The organism is Sphingobacterium sp. E70, assembly GCF_019285695.1.
GTDB classification, from domain to species: domain Bacteria; phylum Bacteroidota; class Bacteroidia; order Sphingobacteriales; family Sphingobacteriaceae; genus Sphingobacterium; species Sphingobacterium detergens.
Genome location: NZ_CP079104.1, coordinates 16987 through 31549 on the forward strand (window position 1 = coordinate 16987; position 14563 = coordinate 31549).

Below are 14563 nucleotides of genomic sequence, written 5' to 3' on the forward strand. Positions count from 1 at the left end.
GTACGGTACAATAAGTCTACAAAGGTCTGTAGGCTATAAATCGTTTGTCAGTAGGACATATCAATAGTACGATTTTTGTTAGATATGTTTATTAACAATACCTTCCAGATCATCAAGATCAAAGGGCTTGGACAGGAAATCATCTGCCCCGGCACGAGCAGCTAATGATTCAATATCGTTATTGGCGGACACATAAATAACAGGAATATGTTTGAACCGGTCATCGGCCTTCAACAGCCGGGTTGCCTCTACTCCCCCAATATTTGGGATCCAATTGTCCATCAAAATAAGATTAGGTTCTGTAGTTTCAACCTTCTGAATAATATCGTGTGAAGTCTCGGAGACTTCTACATGAAATCCCAAATCTGTCAGCACGACTGTTATGACCTCTAAAATAATCGTATCATCTTCAAATATCAGTACAGTTTTTCTTTTGCTCATATAGCTTAATTTATGTCTTTTATAGGGGCCTACTATGGTCTGAATGTCATACCATTTCTAAATAGAACCATATTATAACGAATAAAGTTTTTTCCAAATTTTTGATCACCCACTGCGGTGAAATTCTGTTGTATACTGGAGAACCTTATGGTTTCCTTGCTGCCCAATGCAAGATATCCCAAATTTTCCAGACTCGCATCAAACAGTTTAAAAACCCGGTCCTGCAAATCCTTGTTGAAATAAATCAACACGTTCCGGCATAGTATCAATTGAAAGCTGTTAAACGATGTATCTGACACCAAGTTATGGGTTGATAGGATCATTTTTGTTTCAGCTCTGGGTTAAATTTTGCCCATTCATAATTTGCCGTATAATAGTTAGAGAAGTCCTGCTTTCCGCCGGATTCAATATAGTTTTCTGAAAACGACTTAATCTGGCTTAAAGGATAGATTCCATTACGCGCTATTTCTAATACGCGCGGATTAATATCGGTAGCATAGATTAACGATTTATGATGCAGATTGGCCTCCTTCAATAAAATTGCGAGCGAATAAGCTTCCTCTCCACTTGAACATCCAGCGATCCAAATCCGTATCAGCGGATAGGTCCCCAGTTGCGGCAAAATCTCCTCACGCAATTGCCTAAAAAACAGCGGATCCCTAAACATCTCAGTCAAATTAACCGTAATCTCCTCAACAAAATGCTGAAGAAACTGCGGATCGTCTCTTAGCGCAAACCGGAGTTCCGCAAAACTCGCAAATCGGTCATTCGTCATGATTCTATTAATCCTTCTTTTGATCGAAGCCCGACTATATTGTATAAAATCGTAGCCATAGCGTTGGTAGATATCTTCCAGTAAAATATCTATCTCCTCATCTTTAATTATATTATGGCCCAACATCGCTAAATTAACTGTTCTATTTCAACCATTAGTATATCCACATCAATTGGCTTTGACACGTACGCCTGTGCCCCCGCTGCGAGGCATTTTTCTCGGTCTCCACTCATTGCCTGTGCTGTCACCGCTATAATGGGAAGATCTTTAATAGCGGTAGAACTGCGAATCAAACGAATAGCCTCATACCCATCTATTTCAGGCATCATCATGTCCATCAAAACCAATGAAACATTATTTTCAGCCTCCAATAATTCTATTGCTTCCTTTGCCATGGCGCAACTAACGACCTGATAACCCCTCGCTCTTAAGGTTAGCCCCAGCGCGAAAATATTTCGGTTGTCATCGTCCACAATTAATATTACCTTATTTCGATTCATTAAACCGTCTCCATTAATTCTCGTACAACCATACCCGCAACAATGAAAGAAGCTGATCTATATCAACAGGTTTTGAAATATAGTCTGAAGCTCCCGCTTGTATACATTTTTTCCCGATCGCCAATCATAGATTTGGCCGTAACCGCAATGATAGGCAATGTTGCAAATGGAGGTGTCTGTCTAATATTCTTGATCGTTTCATATCCATCCATTTCAGGCATCATCATATCCATCAGCACAATATCAATAGCCTCGCCCGAGTTCAGCACTTCTAGGGCTTCCTTGCCGTCCATTGCCGGAATGACTTGCACCTGAAATTTTTCCAATGCCTTTGTCATCGAAAATATATTGCGTACATCATCATCGGCCACTAATACTTTTTTTCCCTTTCAGCACATCGGTCAAAGCCCCCAAGCCATTGTTTTTCCGTCTCACATCATCTGAATTGTTAATTTCAATCAAATGCAGAAATAAGCCAACCTCATCAAGGATACGCTGATAGGAATGCGCAGTTTTGACAACAACAGAGTCTGCATATTTTTTAATTTTCAGCTCCTCAGATTTCGATAGATTTTTGCCAGTAAATATGATTATAGGTAGATTTTCAAGTCCTTCATGCTGTTTGATGGCTTCCAATGTATTGTAGCCCATTTCATCAGGTACCCCATATCCAAGATTACGCAGTCTACCTCGGCCGTTCCCAATGCATCGATACTATCAGCCACATTATCCTTTACTTCAAGTGAAATATTAAAACTACTTAAAAAATAAGCGAGTGCACTTGCATGTTTAGGATTTTCTTCGACAATAAGAACCTTTTTCGGGGACCTACTCAATGCGGATTCAATTTTCTGGAACACAGATGTCATCTGCTCTAGTGCTACGGGTTTATTGATAAAATCAATCGCACCTTTGAGCAGACTTTCCTTTTTCACTTCAAGCGAAGACATGATATGTACAGGAATATGCCGTGTCTCCTTATCCCCTTTTAATTCATCCATCACAGCCCAACCATCCATTATGGGTAACTGAATATCCAATAACACAGCCTGCGGATGGTACTTCTTGGCTGCTGGTAGCGCGTGATCTCCCGTACCACAACAACACCTTTATAGTGCTGGCTATGCGCATATTTCAATAGTGCTTTCGCAAAATTGATATCATCTTCGACAATCAGAATAACCTTATCTCCATCGGTAATATGATTCCGATCATCAGGCAGCTCTTCAGGTATACGTATTGTCGCAGGATTATAGACATCGTCCATGACAAGCTCACGCACCTCCTCAATTTCAGAATGGATCTCTTCCACGAGCTGCTGCTCCTTTGAGCGAACTTCATCAGGTTCCACTTGATGATTCGGAATGATAAATAAAAACGTACTACCTTTCCTTCCTCACTCACTAATCTGATTTCCCCTCCGAGCAAGCGGGCAATCTCCCTGCTAATGGATAAACCTAATCCTGTACCACCAAATTTCCTCCGCGTGGAACCATCTGCTTGTTGGAAAGCTTCAAAAATTATCTTTTGTTTCTCTAATGGTATCCCAATACCGGAGTCTACAACTGCAAAAACAAGTTTATCTTTAGCTGCACTGTCCTCATAAATATCCAATCTTACTTCGCCTGCCGCAGTAAATTTAATCGCATTAGAGATCAGATTACGCAATACCTGATCTATTCTAAGCCGATCTCCTGAAAACGTTGGTTGAGGTTGGGATCAATATTGATCGTGAAGGCCAAGCCTTTCTCATTGACCAATGGCAAGAATAAATTATTCAGATCTGCAGAAATATCGTTTAAATTTAGACTCGCATATTCCAAGGTCATCTTACCAGATTCAATCTTTGAAAGATCCAATATCTCGTCTATTAATGTCAATAGACTTGTTCCGGAACTTTGGATCACTTTAGCCGATTCAATCTGATCCGAACTCAGATTCTGTTCATTATTTTCGGATAACAGGCGAGAAAGTAGCAGAATAGAATTTAGCGGCGTACGCAGTTCATGAGACATATTTGCTAAAAATTCCGACTTATATTTTGTACTCAACGCAAGTTCTTCCGCCTTCTGTTGAATTTCCTGATTCCGTTCGGCAATCAATAGATTTTTATCCTCCAACAATCTTGAACGTTCCTCTAACTCCTGGTTAGATTGCATCAATTCTTCATGTTGTACCTTCAGTTCCTCTTCAGACGACTGTAAGCGCAGGGTCTGGGCCTCCAATTCCGTATTTAGATTCTCAAGTTCAGCATGTTGTGACAATAATTCCTCCGATTGAACCTGTGTTTCCTCCAAAAGTGCCTGGATTTTGGCACGACCTTTGCAGATGCTATAGCGATACCAAGTTGTCGGGCACATTCGGTCAGAAAGGTTATTTCTATTTCTGTAAATGGCTGACCATGTCCAATCTCCAAAACACCCAATACTTGATCTGCCGATACGATAGGTACAAAAATAAGATGTGGCACATTGATTTTGCCACTGGCAAAACTAACCAGATAATCTTCTGTACGGATATTATTGACGACTTTTAATTCCTTATCGACGAATACTTGTCCCACATAGCCTTCACCCGGAAGGAAGTAGAGCTGTGTTTTCGGATCCAATCCATAACATCCTGATCGTTCAAGTTTTTCTTCATTGAATATATATATCGCTCCCGTGATAGCGCCAATATAATTTACTAATCCTTTTATTGCATCTGTGGTGAGTAATCTTTCGGTTTTGTTGCCGACCAATCCCGTATAGAGATCAGCATATCCCATATGTAACCAGTCATTATCTTTAAGCTGATCAAACGATTTTTTCAAGGATTTTGACATCCGATTCACAGATTTTGCGATCGCACCGAGATCATCTTCCTCGATATCTTCTGCTTTTACATTGTAATCACCGGCAGCAATACGATTGGTGATTTGTTGAACCAGATTTAGTCTACGTGCAATTCCTTCATCCTTTTCCACCAGCGATTTTTCCAGTGCTAAACGTTTTAGAAAGTCAGCCCTCAGCCGAAAATAAAAGTATGCTGTAATAATCAAAGATAGTAAAGCACTGATAACGATAAATAAGGTCGTTATAAAAGAAGAGTTATCTAAATTGGCAGATTTCTGATCGATATCGTCATCTTCATAGTGAATAATATCCTTGATAATGGTCCGGCATTTGTCCATGGCGGATTTGCTCTCGTCGAGATGTGCCAGACTTACAGTCCCGCCATTCCTTTTGATATTCACTGATTCTTTTAATACAGCTAACCTTTGCTGAGCCGCTGTAAATAAACTATCTACGCGAACCTTTTGGTCCGGATCTGCTTCCGTCAGCTCCTTTATTTCCTTCAATTCAATCGGCAGGTTCTCTAAAGCTTGGTTGAATGGCTCCAGGTAATTCTCTTTCCTGTGAGCAAATAGCCCCTGTTTCCCGTTTCAGCCCCTGTAAAGAATTCAGGATAATATTTGATAAACTGATTATTTTCCGGGTAGCGGTCAACTCCCGACGATGTTTATTCTGCTCTTTAATCCCTAGATAGGAGGCTGTGGAACTAACCAACAGTACAAATAAGGATAAGCCAATTCCTATAGATAAGTTATTCAGTGTTTTATTTGGCATCTGTAGGCAGATTTAATGGTATTGTAAAATAAAAAGTGGCTCCCTTACCGGCTGAACTTTCGACGGCAATTGTACCTTGATGGCTACGTATAATTTCCGAACAAATATAAAGGCCTATTCCCAGGCCCTGAAAATCAAACGAAGTTTCTTCTACGCGGTAAAACTTATCGAAAACTTCAGACTGCTTGCTTTCGGGTATTCCGATTCCGAAATCTATCACACTCACTTTGACAAAGTCTACCATGATTTCACAATCAACGATTACCTTCTCTGTTCCAGCCGCGTATTTATAAGCATTGGTTAAAAAATTAACGAGCACCTGTTCAAGTCGTATCTCATCTCCATATATCATTAAGTCGGAAATATCTCCTTGCCGATATAATTCCATATTGCTCTGATCATGGGTCTGCACGATGGAATCAATGGCGTTCTGAACCATACGTTCAAGCGAAAAGACTTTTTATTGATACCTAATTTGCCATTGTCAATTTTTGATAAATCGAGCAAATCGGTAATCAGACTATTGAGTTTTTCCACTTGATCCTGAACTCTGTTGACATATTTGGCCTCAGCACAACCTTTGTCAAGTTTTAGCTTTCGGGCAAGCAACTGCATATAAGCTTTAATACTCGTCAATGGAGTCTTGAGTTCGTGACTGGCTATACTTAAAAATTCATCCTTTTCTTTCTCAGCTTTCTTTTGGACATCTATATCAGTAAAGGTTCCTACCCAATTATTTTCACCATTCTCTAAAATTGGCCAAACCCTTAATAATTGATAAGAATACCCCGATTCATCCGCTTTTTGACCCGTACCTCCATTTCCAGAGGTTTGCCGGATTCAAGACTTTCTTGCAACTCGGTAGCAATCGGTCTGTCATCAGGATGTGTCTGCGGAAATGTATGCTCATTGTCCGAAAATTGAAACCAACGACCATTGACAAAGCCGATATTCCCACGATGGTCACAGGTAAACGCAATTTGGGGCAATGATTCCAGTAACGTATGCAAATAATCCACTTTCGAACGAAGCTCTTTTTGTGCCTGCTTTCGTCTCTCTACCTCCATCTCCAAGGTCTGCTGGATATCTTTTAACGCTTGCGTCTGCTCATATAGCCGGTAGAATGTTTTGACTTTGAGCATCAGGATATCCGGATCAACAGGTTTGGTTACATAGTCCAAACCTCCAGAATCATAACCCTTTGTAATAAAGCGTTTATCTGTATTGACGGCAGACAAGAATATGATAGGCGTCTCCTTGGTCTTACTGAATCCAGCAATGTTCTCGGCAACTTCAAAACCGTCCATATCGGGCATCTGCACATCAATATGATTAAAGCATAATTATATTTTAAAATCTTCTTTAAAGCTTCTTCGCCAGACTGGGCGGTATCGACTTTAAAATTTTTGGATTCTAATAACTTTTGTAACGAATAAATATTATCTGGGTTGTCATCGACTATTAATATCATAGAGAGCTAAAACTAAGAATCAAAGTAAACAAATGTAAAGAAATTAACCGAATCCACGCGAGAATCATTTCAGGCAAAAATTTCATTACAGCCGCAATTTAAATACTAGGATTGACTTTCACTAAAAAATAAACAAAACTTTAACTTATTGCTACCTGTTTGAATACATAACATACTAGAGACAGAAGTTATGTTGTCAAAAACAAGGATTCAATATGATTCAATTCACATCAAAAGGCATTTATTGTATCCCAGGCAAATTTTACCTGGATCCATGGCAACCAGTTGATCTTGCCATCATTACACATGGACATGCAGATCATGCGCGTCCAGGTATGAAAAAATATCTCTGTCACCATTTTACAGTTGGTATACTGAAAAGTCGTATTGGCCCCGATATCCAGGTGGAAGGCTTAGCTTACAACGAATCTATCCATATCAACGGTGTAAAAATTTCTTTACATCCTGCTGGGCATATCATTGGATCGGCGCAAATACGTATGGAATACAGAGGAAAAGTGACGGTCTTTACTGGAGATTACAAGCTCCAGGATGATGGCCTCGACCCCATTTGAACCCGTAAAATGTCATGAGCTAATTACTGAAAGTACCTTTGGTCTACCGATTTATCGCTGGGAAAGTGTTGAAATGCAAAATCAACGCTTGAATGCATGGATCATGCAAAACCAGGGATACAAAAAAACATCCGTATTTATTGGTTATTCATTAGGCAAATCCCAAAGGATATTAAACGCAGTAAAGGATATGGGCGAAATATATGTACATTACAGTATCGCCAAATTAAATATGGCCTATAGTGATGCTGGTATAAATTTACCGTCTTATCAAATTATCGACCCTACCACAGATATGAAACACCTAGACGGCAAGATTATATTACTCCCTCCAGCATTACTCGACACGAAGTTGCTTCAAAAGATACCACATGTTGCCTATGCAATCTGTTCTGGCTGGATGCAAATTCGCGGCGCACGGAGGTGGCGCAGCGCAGATGCTGGCTTCGCTATCAGTGATCATGCAGACTGGAACGGATTGTTGCAAGCGGTGAAGGAAAGTGGAGCCGAAAAAGTATATGTAACCCATGGACAGACGGCCTCATTTAGCAAATACCTAAATGAAATAGGCATTGGGGCTGAAGAGGTTAACACAAATTACGGGGAAGAGTTAAGCGTATGATAGAATTTGCAACATTGGTCAATGCGCTGGATAGCACCAATAAAGCCAGCTTAAAAAAGAAGCTATTATACGCTTTCTAACCTTTGCACCTGAGAAAGACAAACTTTGGTTTCTGGCCTTAATGACTGGCAAAAGGCCAAGGCGCCCAATTTCCACTAAAGAGCTTAAAACGTGGGTACTGGAAATTACCAATATCCCAGAATGGTTGTTTGTAGAATGTTATGCCGCTGTCGGTGATCTCTCAGAGACCTTAGCACTATTACTGCCCCCGCTTCTGAAAAAATAAACAAAAGCCTCAGTGAATGGATGGAAGACATCCTGCAGTTGGCAAATGTTTCAATGGCAGAAAAAAAGCATTTGTGCTCGCTTCCTGGAATAGGCTAAACAGCATTGAGCGTTTTATTTTTAATAAATTGCTAGGCGGCAGCTTTCGTTTAGGGTTTCTTCCAAAGGGCTAATAAATACAATTGCGACACATTTCCAGATCGAACCAAGCGTTGTCACCCATAGTATTATGGGGAATGGAACCCTCATGCCTACGCATTTGACAAACTCGTTCGAGGTGAATATAGCAATACAAACCTTTCAAAACCTTATCCCTTCTGTCTCGCTTACCCTATTGAAAAAGAAGTGGAAGAACTTGGCGCAATTACAGAATGGCAATGCGAATACAAATGGGACGGTATACGCGGACAGCTGATCAAACGAGACAACGAAACTTTTATTTGGTCAAGAGGTGAAGAACTTGTCACCATACAGTTCCCCGAGATTACCGATGCGCTCAAAAAATGGAAAGGAAGTTTTGTTCTAGATGGCGAAATCCTTGCCGCAAAAGACGGTCAAATATTGAATTTTAATGAACTACAAAAAGGATCAATCGTAAGCTAATTTCCAAGACTTTACGTGAAGAAGTCCCCATTGTTGTATACCTTTATGACCTATTGGAGCTAGATGGTCAAGACCTCCGATCTGAGCCGCTGCAAGAAAGACGCAAGTTATTGGAACAGCTGTACCAATGCAATATTGGTCCTACGATATTATTGTCTCCACTTATTTCTTGCGAAAATTGGGCCGATCTACGGATCTTACAACTTGCATCGCGTGAGCTAAACAGTGAAGGTATTATGCTTAAAAAGAAAGACTCCGTATATTATGTTGGCCGAAAAAAAAGGTGGTTGGTGGAAATGGAAAGTCAACCCCATGACCATAGATGCGGTGTTGATATATGCGCAGAAAGGCAGTGGGCGAAGAAGTGCGCATTATACGGACTATACCTTTGCGGTTAAAGATGGTGATCATTTAGTAAGTATCGCAAAAGCATATTCAGGCCTTAAAGATAAAGAAATACTTGAGGTTAGCCGCTATATTCGACAGAATGCACTGGAGAAATTCGGGCCAGTAAGAACTGTCAAACCCGAGCTGGTATTTGAAATTGCCTTTGAAGGAATAGGTTACAGTAAACGTCACAAATCTGGTGTAGCTTTGCGTTTTCCACGAATTTTGCGTTGGCGTAAGGACAAAAGGCAGCAGATATAGATACATTGGAAAACATCAAAAAATTAATAACATAAATTGAGTCAGAAGATAATACATAGTGAAGGATTCAAGATCGTCAATCGTTATTTTGAATCCTTGGGTAATACCCTTTTGGCTTTCAGGTTAAGACCTGGGATCGGTACATGCTGGGATACAGCGGAATGGTGATTGCTCCTACAGGATTTGGTAAGACATTTTCGGTATTTATGGCTGTCTTGATCGACTACATGAATCATCCTGAATGCTACCAAAAAGGATTAAAGTTACTTTGGGTCACGCCTTTGCGCTCTCTGGCAAAGGATTTGGCCAAAGCAATGCAGACCGCTATAGATGATATCGGATTAGATTGGGTTGTACAAGTGCGTAATGGGGACACTGATCCAAAGATCAGAGTGCAACAGACCAAGGCAATGCCCGATATTCTTTTGGTAACTCCTGAAAGCCTTCATCTCTTGCTCGCCCAAAAACAACGTGACAAATATTTCAAGAATATACGCTGCATTACTGTAGATGAATGGCACGAACTTATTGGAAATAAACGTGGTGTCATGGTAGAACTGGCATTATCATACTTAAAACACCACCATAAAAATCTCCAGATTTGGGGCATCACCGCCACCATAGGTAATCTGGACCAAGCAATGGATGTACTGTTGCCGGGAGAAAAAAAAAGAGCGTGCAGATTGTCGCAAAGGAGAAAAAGAAAATTGCAATCAAATCCATCTATCCAGATAAAGTAGAGCTCCTTCCCTGGGCAGGCCATCTTGGTGGCAATCTCGTGAATCAGGTCGTCCCTATCATACTGCAAAGCAAAAGCACCATCCTTTTCACCAATACCCGTAGTCAAAGTGAACTGTGGTATCAGCTATTGCTGCAAGCACATCCAGATTTTGCCGGACAGATTGCATTGCATCACAGCTCGGTAGATGCTCACATCCGCGAATGGATCGAAGACAATCTGAGCAATGGAAAGCTAAAAGCGGTGGTATCCACTTCATCACTTGATCTGGGCGTAGATTTTAAGCCTGTCGATACCGTAATTCAAATCGGATCAAGCAAAGGTGTCGCCAGATTTATGCAACGTGCCGGAAGAAGTGGACACAGCCCTTTTGAAACATCGATCATCTACTTTGTCCCGACACATTCATTGGAGCTCATTGAAGTGGCCGCATTAAAGGAAGCTGTCAAAACCCAAACGATAGAAAACCGCGACCCCATGGTCCAGAGTTTTGATGTGTTGGTACAATTTATGGTCACGATCGCTCTCGGAGGTGGTTTCCAATCGACAGAACTCCATCAGATCGTTGCCCGGACCCATGCCTTCAACTACATGGAAGATGAGGAATGGCAGTGGTGTATGTACTTTATCACCGCGGGTGGCAAAATCGGCAAGCGCTATGAGGAATTTCACAAAGTAGTACAAGACAGTGATGGCAACTGGGTTATAAAAAATAGACGCATTGCCCTTCTCCATCGATTGAATATCGGTGCTATTGTTGGAGACGCCATGATGCGTGTAAAATTCCTCTCAGGTGGATATATTGGTATGATTGAAGAATATTTTATCAGCAAATTGAAGAAAGGCGAACGATTTAACCTTGCTGGGCGAATTCTTGAACTCGTTATGGTCAAGGATATGACCGTATTTGTCAAGAACTCATCCGGTAAAGCCATCACACCAAGCTGGTTGGGAGGCAGATTGCCCCTATCTTCCAATCTGAGCCATTTTCTCCGTAAAAAACTTGCGGAGGCAATAAACCCCGACAACGCCGAAAAAGAACTACGCTTCCTGGCACCGTTGATCCAGAAGCAGCAAAGCCTTTCGGCTGTGCCTAATGAATCAGAATTTCTTGTCGAACATATTAAGACCAACGAGGGGAATCATCTGTTTTTCTATCCACTGGAGGGTCGATTGATCCATGAAGTCATGGCCGCATTGATCGCTTACCGCATCAGCAAACGTTATCCCATTAGCTTCTCCATGGCCATGAACGACTATGGTTTTGAACTCTATTCCGACCAAGAAATCCACTTGGACCAAACGCAATTAACTGAGATCTTGAGTCGGGAGAATCTTATGCAGGATGTGATCAGTAGCATCAACTCCGCGGAAATGGCGAGCCGTAAATTTCGCGATATTGCTGTAATTTCCGGATTGGTAGTACAAAACTATCCCGGCACACAACAAAACAACAAATCCTTACAAGCTTCCTCCGGAATTATATTTCGTGTTTTGATGGATCATGATCCTGACAATCTATTATTAAAACAGGCTTTCACCGAAGTGTTCAATCAACAACTCGAAGAATACCGTCTGATAAAAGCATTTGAAAGGATAAACAATAGCCAAATCATCTATACCTTTGTAGAGGAATATACACCACTAAGTTTTCCGATCAAAGTGGACAGTTTACGTCAGTCCTTTCTAGTGAAGCGTTGATCGAACGAATTCAACGCATGGAGCATGCAAATAAATCAAAACGTGGACGAAGAAAATGAATATACAGGAACAGCACATTACATTCAATAAAAAAAACTTATCCTTAATAATCAACGTACTATCTTTTGGCCGAAGCAGAACACCCTCATTCTATCTGACCTTCATCTTGGTAAAGCTGCGCATTTCCGTAAAAATGGTATTCCGATTCCTTCAGATATATCTAGCCTCGACCTGCAAAGACTAGCTTCTTTAATTGATTACTACCGAGCAGAAAACATTTTGGTTGTCGGTGATCTTATTCATGCGGGCATCAATCAGGAAGTCCTTCTACTGGAAGAATTTAAACAAAACCATGCCAGCCTCAATTTTCATTTGGTGATAGGCAACCATGATCGACAGGTGGAAAAATTAGCTAAGCAGATTAATATAATCTATCATCACGACAAATTCGAGCTGGAGCAAATCCACTTTGTACACGAACCGGCAATAGATCTTTCGCTTTTCACCATCAGTGGACATATTCATCCGGGCGTCAGTATCAAACTTCCACCCAACAAGCATCTCCGTCTACCCTGTTTTTGGGTTTCTCCACAACAGATTATTCTACCGGCATTTAGCAAGTTTACGGGACTGGATAGCCGAAAAATGTCAGAAGAATACGATTGCTATGCTTTGCACGAAGAAATAATCCTCCCACTAAAGAATAGCTAGTTACATTTTTAGTTCGCCCGGCGAGATTCCATAGTATTTTTAAAGGCACTGCTAAAATTATTCTGATGACCATAACCTGTTAATAAAGCAACTTCATAAACGGTCATCTTATCATCCAACAGGTAGCTTTTTGCTTTTTCCATGCGGATTCTCGTCAGATAGTCGTGAATGGTCACTGAAAAATATTCTTTAAAATCTTTTCGCAACTTACTTTCGCTCGTCAATACCTCTGCCGCCAGTTCTTTTTGTGTTGGCGGATTGGCAATGCGCTGTTCGAGAATCTGCCGCGCCATTTCCAAACGTTGTACATCCTCTTCGTGGAATAAAGAGACAACCTGTTCACTTTTCTCGTTGTACTGCTCAAATTGATACATCAGCAACTCAACAATACGAGATTCGGTATGAAGCCTTCGTATCTCACCTTTTTCTTGGATTCAATAAGCTCCGCTATGGTATGCTGCATCTCGTAGGTTGCCATCAGATCTTCTTCTGAAAACGATGTATACTCTCCTTTCTCGATTTCATGCACAAATTGCTGGTGCAATAACGAATCCCGCTTAATAAGATTCAGGTAATATTCCTTGGATATAACAGCAATAAAATACGTATACTCAATACCGGGTTCCACTTGATGAACCGATTTGACAGAAGGAATATATCGGATATTATGCCTACTCATCCCATAGGGCAATTTACTGGCCGCCGGTTTAAAAAATATAAATTGACTGGTAATGGTCTCCCCTTCGATCTCGGTCAATATTTGAACAGGCCGATCAAATTGCATTTTCGAATGCAATATAAATAAGCCCGATGTAGAGAGCTGAAAATTCTCCATGTGAACGGGCTCCGTATGGATTGTGATTTTATTTTCAACCAAAGGCTTGTCTGGCACATAGCCATCCGGTATTTCTTCTTCAAAAAGCCAATCAGCCAACTCAACTATTTTACTTTTCACCAACATGATTTCAATCCAAATAAGCCCGAAGCAATTAAAATTAACAAATTAGAGTGGTAATTAAAAATTATTTATAATCTATCTAAATAATTTTTGTAAGACATAAAAAAATAGAAACCATTAGATCTACTCTAGATCAATCTCCATCTCCTCCAATTGTACATAAGGTTTTAATGTACGTGGATTCATGATCACATTGGATTCAACCGAAAAAATGGTGTAGATTTCCTTCTGTGCTAAAACCTCCACTGGCGTTCCATGAAAGAGTTTACGTCCATGTTTAAGCATCAGGATCCGGTCGGCATACATCGCTGCAAAATTAACATCATGGACAACCAAAATAACCATAAATCCTTTACGGGCCAGTGCTCTGGCTATAGCAAGTACTTTTGCTGATAATGTAAATCTAAGGCAGAGATAGGTTCATCCAATAATAAAAGGGCATCCGGATTATCCCATATCTGTGCTAAGACACGTGCAAGATGAACCCGTTGTTGTTCCCCTCCCGAGAGGTTCAGAAAATCCCGATCGGCAAAAGCGGTTACACCACAGAGTTCCATCGTCTCGGCCACCACCTTATAGTCGTGCGCTGTGGGCGTATTTCTATAATGGGGTATCTGCCCATTAAAACAATTTCTTCCACCTTAAAACTCAATGTCATCTGTTGCTGCTGACTTAAGAGCGCCCTGCATTTGGATAATGCTGCTGCATCATACGCAGATAGTAGCTTTCCATTGAAATGGATCTGTCCAGAATCAGGTTTTTTCTCCCCACATAATACCCCCATCAAGGTGGACTTTCCGGCCCCATTGGCACCAAGTACAGCCAAAATCTCACCTTTACGCACCTGAAAGGTGATATCTTTCAGTAGTTTTCGGCCTTTCAGCTCATAGTTGATTTTCTCTACACGCAACATAAGACAATATTAT

General features: G+C 40.8%; 25 protein-coding genes and 3 pseudogenes. 8 read left to right on the forward strand and 20 right to left on the reverse strand.

Annotation, left to right across the window (positions count from 1 at the left end):
* Positions 1 to 78: 78 nt before the first annotated feature.
* The 15 genes and pseudogenes from KUH03_RS00135 to KUH03_RS00165 all read right to left on the reverse strand — a co-directional run bounded on the left by KUH03_RS00135 (position 79) and on the right by KUH03_RS00165 (position 6795).
* Complete coding sequence (locus KUH03_RS00135; protein ID WP_257091020.1) at positions 79 to 441, reverse strand: PleD family two-component system response regulator; 363 nt, start codon at positions 439 to 441, stop codon at positions 79 to 81.
* Positions 442 to 473: 32 nt separating this feature from the next.
* Positions 474 to 764 carry a CheR family methyltransferase gene (locus KUH03_RS45005; RefSeq protein ID WP_306429398.1) on the reverse strand — a complete coding sequence of 97 codons (291 nt, stop codon included), beginning with the start codon at positions 762 to 764 and terminating at the stop codon, positions 474 to 476.
* The gene (locus KUH03_RS00140; protein ID WP_306429399.1) at positions 761 to 1342 is read right to left on the reverse strand and encodes a protein-glutamate O-methyltransferase CheR; all 582 of its coding nucleotides are present in this window, start codon (positions 1340 to 1342) and stop codon (positions 761 to 763) included. Before KUH03_RS00140 ends, KUH03_RS45005 begins: the two co-directional genes overlap by 4 nt.
* Positions 1343 to 1344: 2 nt before the next feature.
* Positions 1345 to 1716 (reverse strand): response regulator, encoded by a 372-nt coding sequence (locus tag KUH03_RS00145; RefSeq protein ID WP_120257349.1) that lies wholly within the window; start codon positions 1714 to 1716, stop codon positions 1345 to 1347.
* A 62-nt stretch (positions 1717 to 1778) separates the two neighbouring features.
* Positions 1779 to 2087 (reverse strand): response regulator, encoded by a 309-nt coding sequence (locus tag KUH03_RS45010; protein WP_306429400.1) that lies wholly within the window; start codon positions 2085 to 2087, stop codon positions 1779 to 1781.
* The gene (locus tag KUH03_RS45015) at positions 2077 to 2367 is read right to left on the reverse strand and encodes a hypothetical protein (protein WP_306429401.1); all 291 of its coding nucleotides are present in this window, start codon (positions 2365 to 2367) and stop codon (positions 2077 to 2079) included. Before KUH03_RS45015 ends, KUH03_RS45010 begins: the two co-directional genes overlap by 11 nt.
* Positions 2307 to 2762: a response regulator gene (locus KUH03_RS45020; protein WP_306429402.1), complete on the reverse strand. Its 456-nt coding sequence runs from the start codon at positions 2760 to 2762 to the stop codon at positions 2307 to 2309. Before KUH03_RS45020 ends, KUH03_RS45015 begins: the two co-directional genes overlap by 61 nt.
* The gene (locus tag KUH03_RS45025; RefSeq protein WP_306429936.1) at positions 2735 to 3067 is read right to left on the reverse strand and encodes a hypothetical protein; all 333 of its coding nucleotides are present in this window, start codon (positions 3065 to 3067) and stop codon (positions 2735 to 2737) included. The genes KUH03_RS45020 and KUH03_RS45025 overlap by 28 nt, the downstream gene beginning before the upstream one ends.
* 71 nt (positions 3068 to 3138) lie before the next feature.
* Positions 3139 to 3384: pseudogene (locus KUH03_RS45030) on the reverse strand (ATP-binding protein); the annotation flags it as partial.
* Between the two features lie 8 nt (positions 3385 to 3392).
* Positions 3393 to 4013: a HAMP domain-containing sensor histidine kinase gene (locus KUH03_RS45035; RefSeq protein WP_306429403.1), complete on the reverse strand. Its 621-nt coding sequence runs from the start codon at positions 4011 to 4013 to the stop codon at positions 3393 to 3395.
* Positions 3950 to 5056, reverse strand: coding sequence for a GAF domain-containing protein (locus KUH03_RS45040; RefSeq protein ID WP_306429404.1), 1107 nt, complete (start codon positions 5054 to 5056; stop codon positions 3950 to 3952). The genes KUH03_RS45035 and KUH03_RS45040 overlap by 64 nt, the downstream gene beginning before the upstream one ends.
* A gap of 1 nt (position 5057) precedes the next feature.
* Entirely contained in the window at positions 5058 to 5324 is a 267-nt protein-coding gene (locus tag KUH03_RS45045; protein WP_306429405.1) for a hypothetical protein, read from the reverse strand.
* Positions 5314 to 5676, reverse strand: a complete 363-nt coding sequence (locus KUH03_RS00155; RefSeq protein WP_257091021.1) for a sensor histidine kinase KdpD — start codon at positions 5674 to 5676, stop codon at positions 5314 to 5316. The genes KUH03_RS45045 and KUH03_RS00155 overlap by 11 nt, the downstream gene beginning before the upstream one ends.
* Entirely contained in the window at positions 5676 to 5960 is a 285-nt protein-coding gene (locus tag KUH03_RS00160; protein WP_257091022.1) for a histidine kinase dimerization/phospho-acceptor domain-containing protein, read from the reverse strand. The genes KUH03_RS00155 and KUH03_RS00160 overlap by 1 nt, the downstream gene beginning before the upstream one ends.
* A 131-nt stretch (positions 5961 to 6091) precedes the next feature.
* A pseudogene (locus tag KUH03_RS00165) lies at positions 6092 to 6795 on the reverse strand (response regulator).
* A gap of 215 nt (positions 6796 to 7010) precedes the next feature.
* Between KUH03_RS00165 and KUH03_RS00175 the strand changes: the two are divergent.
* The 8 genes and pseudogenes from KUH03_RS00175 to pdeM all read left to right on the forward strand — a co-directional run bounded on the left by KUH03_RS00175 (position 7011) and on the right by pdeM (position 12679).
* The gene (locus KUH03_RS00175; RefSeq protein WP_257091024.1) at positions 7011 to 7370 is read left to right on the forward strand and encodes an MBL fold metallo-hydrolase; all 360 of its coding nucleotides are present in this window, start codon (positions 7011 to 7013) and stop codon (positions 7368 to 7370) included.
* Entirely contained in the window at positions 7348 to 7992 is a 645-nt protein-coding gene (locus KUH03_RS00180) for a hypothetical protein (protein WP_257091025.1), read from the forward strand. Before KUH03_RS00175 ends, KUH03_RS00180 begins: the two co-directional genes overlap by 23 nt.
* A 630-nt stretch (positions 7993 to 8622) precedes the next feature.
* Complete coding sequence (locus KUH03_RS00185) at positions 8623 to 8880, forward strand: hypothetical protein (RefSeq protein WP_257091026.1); 258 nt, start codon at positions 8623 to 8625, stop codon at positions 8878 to 8880.
* A 29-nt stretch (positions 8881 to 8909) separates the two neighbouring features.
* Positions 8910 to 9110 (forward strand): annotated as a pseudogene (locus KUH03_RS00190) (ATP-dependent DNA ligase); the annotation flags it as partial.
* A gap of 34 nt (positions 9111 to 9144) precedes the next feature.
* Positions 9145 to 9528, forward strand: a complete 384-nt coding sequence (locus KUH03_RS00195; RefSeq protein ID WP_257091027.1) for a hypothetical protein — start codon at positions 9145 to 9147, stop codon at positions 9526 to 9528.
* Positions 9529 to 9671: 143 nt separating this feature from the next.
* Positions 9672 to 10268 (forward strand): DEAD/DEAH box helicase, encoded by a 597-nt coding sequence (locus KUH03_RS00200; RefSeq protein ID WP_257091028.1) that lies wholly within the window; start codon positions 9672 to 9674, stop codon positions 10266 to 10268.
* Positions 10205 to 11968 (forward strand): helicase-related protein, encoded by a 1764-nt coding sequence (locus KUH03_RS00205; RefSeq protein WP_257091029.1) that lies wholly within the window; start codon positions 10205 to 10207, stop codon positions 11966 to 11968. The genes KUH03_RS00200 and KUH03_RS00205 overlap by 64 nt, the downstream gene beginning before the upstream one ends.
* Before the next feature lie 99 nt (positions 11969 to 12067).
* Positions 12068 to 12679, forward strand: a complete 612-nt coding sequence (pdeM, locus tag KUH03_RS00210) for a ligase-associated DNA damage response endonuclease PdeM (RefSeq protein WP_257097931.1) — start codon at positions 12068 to 12070, stop codon at positions 12677 to 12679.
* Positions 12680 to 12687: 8 nt separating this feature from the next.
* Here the strand turns inward: pdeM and KUH03_RS00215 are convergent, their stop codons facing one another.
* The 5 genes from KUH03_RS00215 to KUH03_RS00235 form a co-directional block, all read right to left on the reverse strand.
* A complete protein-coding gene (locus KUH03_RS00215; RefSeq protein WP_257091030.1) occupies positions 12688 to 13053 on the reverse strand; it encodes a helix-turn-helix transcriptional regulator in 366 nt (121 codons plus the stop codon).
* A complete protein-coding gene (locus KUH03_RS00220; protein ID WP_257091031.1) occupies positions 13053 to 13640 on the reverse strand; it encodes a hypothetical protein in 588 nt (195 codons plus the stop codon). The genes KUH03_RS00215 and KUH03_RS00220 overlap by 1 nt, the downstream gene beginning before the upstream one ends.
* A 120-nt stretch (positions 13641 to 13760) precedes the next feature.
* Entirely contained in the window at positions 13761 to 13982 is a 222-nt protein-coding gene (locus KUH03_RS00225) for a hypothetical protein (RefSeq protein WP_257091032.1), read from the reverse strand.
* Between the two features lie 26 nt (positions 13983 to 14008).
* Entirely contained in the window at positions 14009 to 14206 is a 198-nt protein-coding gene (locus KUH03_RS45050; RefSeq protein ID WP_306429406.1) for an ATP-binding cassette domain-containing protein, read from the reverse strand.
* Complete coding sequence (locus KUH03_RS00235; RefSeq protein ID WP_306429407.1) at positions 14176 to 14550, reverse strand: ATP-binding cassette domain-containing protein; 375 nt, start codon at positions 14548 to 14550, stop codon at positions 14176 to 14178. The genes KUH03_RS45050 and KUH03_RS00235 overlap by 31 nt, the downstream gene beginning before the upstream one ends.
* Positions 14551 to 14563 lie beyond the last annotated feature (13 nt).